This window comes from Kistimonas ophiarachnellae (assembly GCF_057552235.1).
The window spans coordinates 60,261-71,804 of record NZ_BAAJPA010000019.1; the positions used below are offsets into that span (position 1 = coordinate 60,261).

An 11,544-nucleotide genomic window follows, 5' to 3' on the forward strand; every position below is an offset into this window, starting at 1 on the left:
AAAGGGGTAACCTCAAAAAGAATGGAATGGCAATCAATCTGCCAGATGGGCGCATTCTAGGGCAGCACGTCGCGGAATCAAAGTGTATACTGCCTCGCTTGTTAAACCGACGGATGTCTCGCATCAGCGCAGCCTCTGTCGGTCGTGATTCTGATCTTGATGTAAGGTGCTGAATGTCCGAAAAGGCGCTTGAAGTTCTCCATAATACCTTTGGTTTTACGGCATTCCGGGGCCAGCAGGAACCCGTTATCCGGCGTGTCCTGGGCGGTGGGGATGCGCTTGTCCTGATGCCGACAGGGGGAGGCAAGAGCCTTTGCTACCAGGTGCCAGCACTGATACGGCCAGGCACTGCTGTCGTGGTCTCACCACTGATCGCCCTGATGGAAGACCAGGTCAGGAGCATGAATCAGCTGGGTGTGCGGGTCGGATGCCTGAATTCCGCCATGTCCGTTCAGGCGCAGATGCAGACCGAAGAGGATCTTGTCCGTGGCGAACTGGATCTTTTGTATGTGGCGCCCGAACGGCTGCTGATGCCGCGTATGCTGGGGGTTCTGGAGCAGATTTCAATCGCGCTATTCGCCATTGATGAGGCGCACTGTGTTTCCCAGTGGGGGCATGATTTCCGGCCGGAATACCTGCAGTTGGCCGTGCTGGGACAACGATTTCCCGGTGTGCCCAGGATTGCGTTGACGGCAACGGCTGACAGTCGGACCCGGCGGGAGATTATCGAACGCCTGGCGTTAAACCAGGCCGAATCCTTTATTGGCAGTTTTGACCGTCCCAATATTTTTTACCGCATCTCCCAGAAGCGTCAGGCCAAGCAGCAGCTGCATGCCTTTATTCTGAAGGATCACCCGGGGGAGTCCGGCATTGTTTACTGTATCTCCCGGAAAAAAGTCGAAGAGCTGGCTGATTGGCTGAATCAGCATGGCATTCGAGCCCTCCCTTACCATGCCGGCATGTCTCCGGAAGAACGCTCCCGGAACCAGCACCTCTTTCATAATGAGGAAGGGCTGATCATGGTGGCAACGGTGGCGTTTGGTATGGGGGTTGATAAGCCCGATGTTCGCTTTGTGGCACATATGGATCTGCCGCGCAGCATTGAGGCCTATTACCAGGAAACCGGTCGGGCCGGGCGTGATGGTTTGCCAGCCACTGCCTGGCTGGCCTACGGGTTGCAGGATGTCATTATCCTGGGGCAGATGCTGTCCCAGTCCAATGCGGATGTCTCCATCCGGAATGTGGAGCGGCAGAAGCTGGAATCCATGCTGGCCTTCTGTGAAATCAGTGGGTGCCGTCGGCAGGCGCTGCTGGCGTATTTTGACGAAGCGCTCGACGAGCCCTGCGGGCATTGTGACCTCTGTGCGGAACCGGTCGTGACCTGGGATGCGACGGATGCCGCCAGGAAAGCATTATCGAACGTCTATAGGACCGGTCAGCGCTATGGGGTCACCCATCTGGTGGACGTATTGATGGGCCGTGAGAATGCCAGGGTCAAACAGCTGGGGCATGCCCAGGTGTCGACGTTTGGTCTTGGCCGTGATCTTAGTCAGAAACAGTGGCGTTCTGTTTATCGGCAGCTTGTTGCACGGGGGTTTCTCAGTGTTATTGAAGAACATGGAGGGCTGCAGTTGTCCGAGAAATCCCGCCCGCTGCTGCGTGGCGACACCGCGTTGATGCTGCGTCGAGATCGTTACGAGGTGCAGGAGGCGCGTGAAACCCGGGACAGTGTTGGCAAAGTGATTGAAATAAGGCCGGAGGATGAGCCGCTATGGCATGCGCTGAGGGAGGCGCGTCGATTGCTGGCCAAAGCGCAGGGGATTCCGCCGTACATGATTTTCCACGATTCAACCCTCAGGGAAATGATACGTTGCAGGCCTACAAGCCTGGGTGAAATGGAGCAGATTTCCGGGGTGGGTCAACGAAAATTACTGGCTTACGGTGACGAGTTCCTGACAGTGCTTGGAGAGTATGACGCATCTGTTGCCCAGGCTCAGAATGATGCTGAAGAGGTTGTTATTTAACGGGTTCTGGTGGGCTGTCACAGGGCGGTTGGTAGGGTATTGCGAGCGTCAAAGCGGAATTTCAGCGCCGATCCACAGTGCCTGCAGTGGTATTTTACGCCACGCCGAATCCGGTTATGGCGAATGGCTGTCAGGGGTATTTCCCTGTCCGGGCAATCACAGCCATAGATAAAGTGATGGCGCCCGGCATTACGGATGTCATAGTTGTGGCATCGCTCGGCTGGTACCTGGAAGAGGGTCATCACGGCTTGCCACTCTTTGCCATGGGGTTTTATTCGATGGCCATAGACCCTGGCTGCCACCAGGTGCGCCACTTCGTGGGCGACAATATGATGGACAAAATGGGCGGGATTCTGCCGATAGAGGGCGGGATTGAACCTTAGCCGATTCTTGCCCGGGAGCGCCTGTCCCGCATCGCTGCCCAGCAAATCCATCAGAATTACGGGTGGAGGGAAAGGGATATCGTAATAGTGGGACGCTTTTCGGATAAGCTGCTGAATGCGTTTGTTGATGTCCTGTTCTGCCTGGCTCACAGCGACTGCCCTTACCACCGGTATCCGGTAAACCCTGTTCATGTTGTATCAATCATGCCTTGCCTGAGGCCTCGGATACTAGCCGTAATTGGACGTATCGTCTGGTCGGGGTCCCTGTACGGAGTGGAAATACGGATGAGTGGTTGGTTCGGGAGGCGACATGGCTGTCCGCCTCCCTGCAGGGGTCAGCTGGTGTAAATGGGACCGACACCAATGCTCCAGAGGACAACCGTGATGGCCAGGATTGCGACGAATACAACCAGGGCAATACAAAGAATGGAACTGGCGAAGACGAATCCCTGTTCTTTGCTGATATTCATGAACACGGGCAGTCCGGAATAAAGCAGGTAGGTAGACCAGCTCGCTGCCATGAGGCCAACCAGCATCATAAGCCAGAGGGACGGATAGAGTCCGATCAGACCTGCCAGGAACAGGGGTGTTGTGGTATAGGAGGCAAAGGTGACGCACTGGCTGATGGTGGGAAAGCAATCATAGGTCTGTGCCATCCAGTGAATCGCCCGACCCATAACATAGACGCCGGAGAGCATGGCCAGGTAGGCCAGCAGGGCCATGGAGGCGGCGCTGTCAGGGGTCAGGCGGACAACCTCCTCGCTGCCGGCAAGGGACCATCCGGTCACGGTTGTGCCGAAGTAGGTGCAGATGGCGGGAATCGCCGCCAGCACAACCACGTTGGCCATATAGGTTTTGATGACAGAGGATTTTTCCTCACGGATACTGCGCCATTCCCGGTCAGGATGCGTGAATAATCCCCAAACATGAAGCGCCATGATTCTGCCTCCTTGCCAGTCGATCAGGGAAACCCTGGACTGCTCATGAGCTGGCTTGTCTGTTTTGGTTTTGAGTCAATTGTCAATACTGCTAACAAACAGTAGAACAGGCAAGGCTCCGGATAGCAATAGTCTGCATTGTATGGAAAACTGTTTTATCTCCTTAATATTAATATAAATGCTAGAGGTGCTATGTCGGCGAAGCAGGGATTAGGCAAGATGGCAGCGGTGCTGCTGTTGTTACTGGTATTGAGTGTTTTGCTGGTTAATTCTGTTCTCAATCAGCGGGCGGAAAGTGCTGTGACAAAGGTTGTTGTGGTCAATATGCCAGTGATAGAAAGTGAAATGCCGGATTTTGGCGATATCAAGGATGTGAAAGCAAAAAAGGCTGCATTTTTTGGCTATATGATGCCCATCGTTGAATCCGAAAATGCAAAAATAGCCGCTGATCGTGTTCGTATCAAGCAAATGTCCGGGCAGCCATCGTTGAGCGAAAAGGATAAGGCGTGGTTGGCCGGTATTGCGAAGAAATACCGTCTGAAACCGGCAGAAGGATTCAGCCCGCAATGGTATTCAGCCCTGCTGGATCGTGTCGATACGCTGCCTGTTTCGCTGGCGCTGGCACAGGCTGCCAATGAATCGGCCTGGGGAACATCCCGTTTTGCGCTTGAGGGCAATAATCTTTTTGGTCAGTGGTGTTTCAGCAAGGGCTGTGGGCTGGTGCCTGCACAGCGCAATGAAGGTGCAGATCATGAGGTCAGAAAGTTTGACTCTGTCTCCGGTTCGGTGGCGGCATATCTCCTGAACATCAATACCCATCCTCAGTATTCGGACCTGCGAGCCCTGCGAGCCGAGGCTCGGCGCAATCATCAGGCGGTGACCGGGCTGTATCTGTCCCCGGGGCTTGTGCGTTACTCCCAGCGGGGTGAGGCCTATGTCCATGAGCTGATGGCGATGATTACAGGTAACGGGCTTGAAAAATACGATGTGGCGCTCACGGATCATGACAGTCCGGGGGCTGGCTAAATCAAGAGAATGGTTGAATAAAATAACGGGGAGGGAAGCCCATGCCAAGGTTTTTTCTCACGGGCATCATTATCTGGTGCATGGCAGGTTTCAGTGTTGCGGCACCGAAAAGCGAGTATTGGGCACTCTGGGATCGGAGTAATGAAAATAATAGCGTAAGCGTGTCCCATGTCGAATGGCAGCGCTTGCTGGATGCATACCTGAAAGAGACACCGGAAGTCCGGTTGTTCGATTATGATCGTGTGTCAGCAGGGGATCGCGCCAGCCTTGATCATTACCTGGCCTATCTGGCAGGCATTGATCCCAGGGGATATAGCCGCCGTGAACAAATGGCTTACTGGATTAACCTCTACAATGCGCTAACGGTACGGCTGATACTGGATCATTATCCGGTAAAGTCCATCCGTAAGCTGGGTGAAGGCTTTTTCAGTTTTGGCCCATGGGATGATGATGTCGTCACTGTGGCGGGGCAGCGGTTAACCCTCAACGACATTGAGCACCGCATATTGCGACCGATCTGGAAAGACAGGCGAATCCATTATGCGGTGAACTGTGCCAGCATGGGGTGTCCTGATTTGGAGGCTGCTGCTTATACCGGTGCTAACGTGGATAGGTTGCTGGATAGTGCTGCAAGACGGTTTATCAATCAGGCTAAAGGTGTGAGGTTTGAGGGTGGAAGCCTGTACCTCTCCAAAATTTATGATTGGTACGCAGTCGATTTCGGAAGCCATCAGGAACTGATGTCACACTTGCATCAGTATGCGCATGGGAAAAGCAAAGAACAGCTGGCGGCTTTCAAGGGGCGGGTTCGTTACGATTATGACTGGGATCTGAATGATACTGGTGGCCGTTAATTCAATATAAAAAAGGGGCGCATATGCCCCTTTTTTCATCAGGCCGGTAAATCCATGATGTTCACCGGTTTAATGATTGTATCTTCTGTCTCGCTGTCTTCATCGTTGTCCGCAGTAAACTGAAGCGGGAAAGTTTCCCGGTCAAACGCTGTATCTCCGTCCTCGACCGGCGTGCCCCGAGGTACAAGGTTGCTGAAATCGTAGAGCCTGTTATCTGCCAGGTGAGAGGGCGCGACATTGGTCACTGCCCTGAACATGCTTTCAATCCGGCCCGGGAAGCGTTTATCCCATTCAGTCATCATACCCTTGATAGTCTGGCGCTGGAGATTGGGCTGGGAGCCGCACAGGTTGCAGGGGATGATCGGAAATTCCTTCAGTTCGGCAAACCTGGCTATATCTTTCTCCCGGCAGAACGCCAGCGGACGAATAACAATATGTTTGCCATCATCACTGATCAGTTTGGGAGGCATTGCCTTGAGCTTGCCGCCATAAAACATGTTCAGGAACAAGGTTTCCAGGATGTCTTCCCGGTGGTGTCCCAGGGCGATTTTGGTGGCGCCGAGCTCTGTGGCTGTACGGTAAAGGATGCCCCGGCGCAGGCGAGAGCAGAGTGCACAGGTCGTTTTGCCATCGGGTACCTTGTCCTTGACGATGCTGTAGGTGTCTTCTTCTATGATGCGGTATTCCACGCCGAGGCTGGTCAGGTAGTCCGGCAATACGTGCTCAGGGAAGCCTGGCTGCTTCTGGTCCAGGTTGACCGCGATGACTTCAAACTTGACCGGTGCATATTTCTGCAGATTGAGCAGGATATCGAGCATGGCGTAACTGTCTTTACCGCCAGACAGGCAGCACATGATGCGGTCGCCATCCTCGATCATGTTATAGGCGGCAATAGCCTGACCGGTCAGACGGCGCAGGCGTTTCTGCAGCTTGTTGAAATTGACTTTTTCGCTTCGGGTCTCAATCTGCATACGGTCAGGGTACTTGCTAGTGTCAGTGGACAAACCGTGAAGAACAGAAATACCGTTCTTGTGATCACAGTGATGAAAGTTCGCAGCATTATAAAGACCCGGGCGCAAATAATCAGGTATTCATGACCGCAGGCTCTCGCGGTTAATACATACGTTGCCTTATGGGGAGGGAGGGTTATTGAATGCCTGCCATGGGCGCTTTGACAGGATCGGCTTTGCTAGACTGTTGGGCTGGCTTGATGGGTTGGTTTCTGTGTTGTATCTGCTGTTGAAGGTCATGATTCAGATCAAGCGGAATTATTGGCAGGCTGACTAGAATAGGGTGTTGGGGGAGATGATCATGTTACCTACAGAGGGAGTCGAATGAGCAAATACGAGGAGTTTCGCCAGCGGCTGCAGGCGCGGCAGGATGAGCTGGAGCGGCGTGTCGCCAACATTACCCGCGATGTGACCCGCAAGGCCAGTGCTGACTGGTCGGAGCAGGCCCAGGAACGAGAGAATGACGAGGTGCTGGATGCGTTAGGCAATGAAGCTGTTGCTGAACTACGCCTGATCCAGAAGGCGCTGGAGCGAATCGAGGAGGGTGACTACGAAATCTGTGCCGGGTGTGGTGCTGATATTCCGATGGCACGACTTGAGATCATGCCCTATACGGATCTCTGTGTGAAATGTGCAGAGAATAAGGAGTAGGCCGTCGCTTGATGACGTCAGGCCGCTACCGTTTTACCCAGGATGAGGTGGTTGTAGTTTTCAATAAATGTTTCCGGTAAGTGGCTGTTTTCGCTCTGGTAATGTTCCTGCCAGATGGATGCCAGCAGTTGTGGGTCGCTGGCAGTGGCCGGGTCATCAATGTTTACGTCGGCACTCAGGTAAACCATCCAGGCTATCGCTGTCGCATAGCTGAGGTTGGTGGCCAGTTCCGCGTGTGGGTGTAGCAGAAATTCCCGTTGGCTGGCCAGGCCTCTGACTTTGCTGGCCAGTTCATGTTGATTATAAAGGAAGGTGTCCCAGATTCGGCGGTGGGTTTCCGGACTGATCTGGTAAATGCCAAGCGAGGCATGGTTGGCAAGGTGTAAGTGGGAGCCGAGTCCGGATTCCACCGCTGCGGTGCCCAGTAGCAGGTTTTCTGCCAGCGGTGACCGCATGTCGAGGTGGTCTAGCGTGGGTTGGACGACATACTCCCTGAATTCGTCTGCGCAGATTCCCATGGTCTTCAGGCTTCCCTGCCTTAAGGTTCTATAAACGGGGAATCGGCGGTAACGCCAATAGCTTGATCAATAGCTGCACAGACTGAAGCTGGGTATGCCTTCCGCGTCGAGGCGTTTTGAGCCGCCCAGTTCCGGGAGGTCGATGATAGCGGCTGCCTCAACGGGCTCAGCACCCAGACGGCGACAGAGCCGGGCCGCAGCGCAAAGCGTTCCGCCCGTGGCAATCAGGTCGTCAGCCAGTAGTATGCGATCACCCTTTTTCAGTGCGTCGGTATGGACTTCGAGTGCGGCGGAACCGTACTCAAGCTCATACTCTTCGCGAATCACGTCATAGGGCAGTTTGCCGGGTTTTCTGAAAATGACCAGCGGCAGACCCAGTTTACACGCCAGCGGTGAGCCAACCAGGAAACCACGGGCATCCAGGGCGCCAATATGGGTGATATCCTGACCCCTGTAGCGTTCTGCCAGGGTGTCAATGATCATCTGTGTCCCTTGAGGGGACTGAAACAATGGCGTGATATCGCGAAATGTCACGCCGGGTTCGGGCCAGTTGGGTATGGCCCGAATCAGGGAGTGGAGCAGTTGCTGGTCAAAAACCATCAGGGCCAATCCTGCGGAGGGTTACTGGATGTTGACAATGTCCTGGTGTTCAACAAGTTTGCCACCGGCCAGGGCGCACAGTTCCATGGCGCTGGTGATCTCAATCTCTTTGCCGTTGGCGTTGATCAGGCCGTTTTTCTGGAAACGGGTGAACACGCGGCTGACGGTTTCAACCGCCAGGCCCAGGTAGTTGCCCATTTCGTTGCGGGACATCGACAGGCGGAAAGACTGTGATGAAAAGCCGCGACGACGGAAACGGCTGGCCAGGTTGATCAGGAATGTGGCAATCCGCTCGTCCGCGTTCTTCTTCGACAGCAGCAGTTTCATCTGCTGGTCTTCGCGGATTTTGCGACACATGATGCGCATCAGCTGGCGCCGCAGCTCCGGGTAGTCGTCAGACAGTTTTTCCAGGCGATCAAACGGGATCTCGCAGACCATGGTGGTTTCAATCGCCTGGGCAGACACCGGATAGGCCTCTGTATCGAGACCGCTCAGTCCCACCAGCTCACTGGGCAGGTAAAAGCCCGTGATCTGTTCTTCGCCTTCGTTGGTGGCCGTGTAGGTTTTCAGTGCGCCGGAGCGTACTGCGTAGACACTGTGAAAGGGATCGCCTTCGAGAAACAGGTGCTCGCCTTTTTTCAGCGGACGTCCTCGCTTGATGATCCTGTCGAGTTCATCAATATCTTCAATTTTCAGCGCCAGTGGCAGGCAGAGCTGACTCAGGCTGCAGTCTCTGCAGGCCACATGAGTCACTTGCCGCACATTCAGCTTGGACACCATACAGAAGAACCCCTGTGAACCGGTGGGTGTAAAAGTCGTTGCGGCGGTATTGTAGGGGATTCTCCTGACAAGTTTAAGACTGTGAGGATACGTATCTGAATGTTTCTTGAAAAAAGGCCGGTTTCAGTGTTCGTTGGTACATGAAACCGGGGGGGGGGGGGAGGTTAATGGACTGGTTCAGATGACCCGTGAGAATCGTTGAACTTCCGCCACCTGCTGATAGGCGTCAAACTGCATGCAAATATTACGGATCAGCAGTCTTCCCCGGGGTTCGACAACAATGCCGTTTTTGTCCAGTCGAATGAGGCCGTCTGCCGCCATTGGGGACAGCTTGTTGAGTGCATCGGCAAAGTAGTCCTGGAAACGGATGCCGAACATCGTTTCGATATGACGGAAGTCAAGGTGGAAGTGGCAGATGAGCTGGTTGATAACAGCGCTTCGGATGCGGTCATCTTCATTCATCAGTAAGCCACGACGAATCGCCAGATGGCCGTTGTTGATACGGCTGGTGTACTCTTCCATGTTCGCATGGTTCTGGGCGTAGACATTGCCAATTCGGCTGATGGAGGACACGCCCATGCCAATCAGGTCACACTGGCTATGTGTCGTATATCCCTGGAAGTTCCGGTGCAACGAGCCTTCTTCCTGCGCCAGGGCGAGATCGTCATCTGGCAGGGCAAAGTGATCCATGCCGATGTATACGTATCCGGCGTCCAGTAGCCGGTTGATGGTATTTTCGAGAATGGCCAGTTTTTCCTGCGGATTGGGCAGGTCTTCATTGTTGATGCGCCGCTGAGGCATGAAGCGGTTAGGCATGTGGGCGTAATTGAAGACGGAAAGACGATCCGGGCGGATGTCGATGATTTTGTCGACCGTTTTCATGAAGCTGGCGCAGCTCTGGAAAGGCAGACCATAAATAAGATCAATGTTGATCGATTTAAACGTCAGTGCGCGGGCAGCATCAATGACATCCCGGGTCTCTTCTTCGCTCTGTACCCGGTTGACTGCCTGCTGAACGGTTGGGTCGAAGTCCTGTACGCCGATGCTGATCCGGTTGAACCCCAGCGAGCGCAGGTGGCCGATCACGCTCCAGTCTGCTTCCCTGGGGTCAATTTCAATGGAGTAATCTCCCAGGTCACCGCAGGTCAGGTTGAAATGCTTCGCGGTTTTGTCCATCAGCGCCTGCATTTGGGCCGGGTTCAGGAAGGTGGGGGTGCCGCCGCCCCAGTGGAGTTGTTCCACCGTCTGGTTATGACCCACCAGGGCGGACTGCATTTCAATTTCGTGAAAGAGTGCCTGCAGGTAAGGTTCGGCATGCTCGCGGCGTTTGGTGACGACCTTGTTGCATCCGCAGTAGTAACAGACCTTGGCGCAAAACGGGATATGGAAATAAAGCGACAGTGGGCGCCGGGCGGTGGCGCTGTCGGCGGCGGCTGCATGGTACGCTGCAACGCCGAAGTTATCCGAGAACTGCAATGCGGTCGGATACGAGGTGTAGCGAGGTCCCGTCTGATCATAGCGTCTGATCAATTCGAGATCCCATATCAGTTCACTGGCCATGCTCATTAACCCTGATCTTGTAATGTATCCGGCCCTATCCTGAGATGATTGTCGTATAGAATAGGCGTGCTTCGGATAGTTGCCGGTTATTTTGCGCAGCCGTATTGCACAAAATACTGATTGACAATTCTAGTTGTGTGGTGATTTTCCGAGTTGATATGTATCAAGAAGGTTTCAAATAATGTGCCGCAAGTGCTGGGACAGGGCGGAAAAATCCTGTCAGATGTCAATTGCCCATACAAATAGCATATTTACACGGAGTTTACGGTGAAATGTATAGCATCGTCCATTGGGGAAAATCTGTCGGAAATAGACTAATCACAATGAGGTGTACCGGATTGATCATTGGGTTAGCTGCTATCCTCATGATCGATACGTGATTAAGACGGGCAGGTAAACCGCATCTTTAATTCAGGTTTTGACCCTTGAATCCTCCATTGAGACCTGCTGAATGCATGAATTTATTGCTGGATTACCCAAGGCTGAACTGCATGTGCATCTTGAAGGAACGCTGGAGCCAGAACACTGCCTGACGTTGGCCCGGCGAAATAGAATCGACCTTGGATACCCGTCATCAGAAGCCTTGATGGCGTCCTATGATTTCTACGATTTAACGTCATTCCTGAAGGTTTACTATGCGGGGATACGTGTACTGGTCACAGAACAGGACTTTTATGAATTGGCAATCCGCTATTTTCGACGTGCTGCCAGTGAGGGGGTGGTTTATGTTGAAGCGTTTTTTGATCCCCAGGCACATACGTCACGAGGCATCCGCTTTGAAACGCTGATTACCGGTATCCATCGCGCCCAATGTGAAGCACGGAGCACCTGTGGTCTTGAGTCCAGCTTGATCATGTGTTTTCTCCGTGATCTGAGCGTAGAAAGTGCTGCTGAGCATTTGAAACTCAGCCTGCCCTACAGGGATTGGATTACGGGCGTTGGTTTGGATTCGGATGAACGAAACAATCCACCCTCTAAATTTGCCAATATTTTTGCGAATGCCCGTGCACAAGGCTATCACCTGACCATGCATTGTGATGTAAACCAGGTGAATTCACTGGCTCATATCAGGGAGTGCCTTGATATCATCAAAGTTGAGCGTATTGATCATGGTTTGAATGCACTTGAGGATGAACAGCTTTGTCATGATCTGGTTAACCGGGGTATCGGTTTAACGATTTGTCCGGTCTCAAATCGTTT

12 protein-coding genes are annotated in these 11,544 nt (G+C 53.4%); 5 read left to right on the forward strand and 7 right to left on the reverse strand.

Features of this window, described 5'->3' with window-relative positions; genetic code table 11:
- The first annotated feature begins 173 nt into the window (after positions 1-173).
- A complete protein-coding gene (gene recQ / locus AC27K1_RS19535; RefSeq protein ID WP_487152472.1) occupies positions 174-2,024 on the forward strand; it encodes a DNA helicase RecQ in 1,851 nt (616 codons plus the stop codon).
- A gap of 17 nt (positions 2,025-2,041) precedes the next feature.
- Here recQ and AC27K1_RS19540 read toward each other — a convergent pair whose 3' ends face one another.
- Together AC27K1_RS19540 and AC27K1_RS19545 are read right to left on the reverse strand one after the other, a co-directional pair.
- On the reverse strand, positions 2,042-2,599 hold the full coding sequence (locus AC27K1_RS19540; RefSeq protein WP_487152473.1) for a SprT-like domain-containing protein: 558 nt from the start codon (positions 2,597-2,599) through the stop codon (positions 2,042-2,044).
- A gap of 143 nt (positions 2,600-2,742) precedes the next feature.
- Complete coding sequence (locus AC27K1_RS19545; RefSeq protein ID WP_487152474.1) at positions 2,743-3,345, reverse strand: Yip1 family protein; 603 nt, start codon at positions 3,343-3,345, stop codon at positions 2,743-2,745.
- 192 nt (positions 3,346-3,537) lie between these two features.
- Here AC27K1_RS19545 and AC27K1_RS19550 point away from each other — a divergent pair, with 192 nt between their 5' ends.
- Together AC27K1_RS19550 and AC27K1_RS19555 are read left to right on the forward strand one after the other, a co-directional pair.
- On the forward strand, positions 3,538-4,371 hold the full coding sequence (locus tag AC27K1_RS19550) for a glucosaminidase domain-containing protein (RefSeq protein ID WP_487152475.1): 834 nt from the start codon (positions 3,538-3,540) through the stop codon (positions 4,369-4,371).
- Between the two features lie 41 nt (positions 4,372-4,412).
- Complete coding sequence (locus tag AC27K1_RS19555; RefSeq protein ID WP_487152476.1) at positions 4,413-5,225, forward strand: DUF547 domain-containing protein; 813 nt, start codon at positions 4,413-4,415, stop codon at positions 5,223-5,225.
- A gap of 38 nt (positions 5,226-5,263) precedes the next feature.
- On the opposite strand, the gene ttcA is transcribed toward AC27K1_RS19555, so the two are convergent.
- The gene (ttcA, locus tag AC27K1_RS19560; protein WP_487152477.1) at positions 5,264-6,196 is read right to left on the reverse strand and encodes a tRNA 2-thiocytidine(32) synthetase TtcA; all 933 of its coding nucleotides are present in this window, start codon (positions 6,194-6,196) and stop codon (positions 5,264-5,266) included.
- A gap of 363 nt (positions 6,197-6,559) precedes the next feature.
- Between ttcA and AC27K1_RS19565 the strand changes: the two genes are divergently transcribed.
- Complete coding sequence (locus tag AC27K1_RS19565; protein ID WP_487152478.1) at positions 6,560-6,886, forward strand: TraR/DksA family transcriptional regulator; 327 nt, start codon at positions 6,560-6,562, stop codon at positions 6,884-6,886.
- A gap of 17 nt (positions 6,887-6,903) precedes the next feature.
- Here the strand turns inward: AC27K1_RS19565 and AC27K1_RS19570 are convergent, their stop codons facing one another.
- The 4 genes from AC27K1_RS19570 to hemN form a co-directional block, all read right to left on the reverse strand.
- The gene (locus tag AC27K1_RS19570) at positions 6,904-7,404 is read right to left on the reverse strand and encodes a hypothetical protein (RefSeq protein ID WP_487152479.1); all 501 of its coding nucleotides are present in this window, start codon (positions 7,402-7,404) and stop codon (positions 6,904-6,906) included.
- A 66-nt stretch (positions 7,405-7,470) separates the two neighbouring features.
- On the reverse strand, positions 7,471-8,004 hold the full coding sequence (locus tag AC27K1_RS19575; protein ID WP_487152480.1) for an adenine phosphoribosyltransferase: 534 nt from the start codon (positions 8,002-8,004) through the stop codon (positions 7,471-7,473).
- Between the two features lie 21 nt (positions 8,005-8,025).
- Positions 8,026-8,784, reverse strand: a complete 759-nt coding sequence (gene fnr, locus AC27K1_RS19580; RefSeq protein WP_487152481.1) for a fumarate/nitrate reduction transcriptional regulator Fnr — start codon at positions 8,782-8,784, stop codon at positions 8,026-8,028.
- Positions 8,785-8,961: 177 nt separating this feature from the next.
- Entirely contained in the window at positions 8,962-10,344 is a 1,383-nt protein-coding gene (gene hemN / locus AC27K1_RS19585) for an oxygen-independent coproporphyrinogen III oxidase (protein WP_487152482.1), read from the reverse strand.
- A gap of 451 nt (positions 10,345-10,795) precedes the next feature.
- On the opposite strand from hemN, the gene add reads away from it, so the two are divergent.
- The coding region (gene add / locus AC27K1_RS19590; RefSeq protein WP_487152483.1) for an adenosine deaminase at positions 10,796-11,544 on the forward strand (749 nt) is incomplete at its 3' end.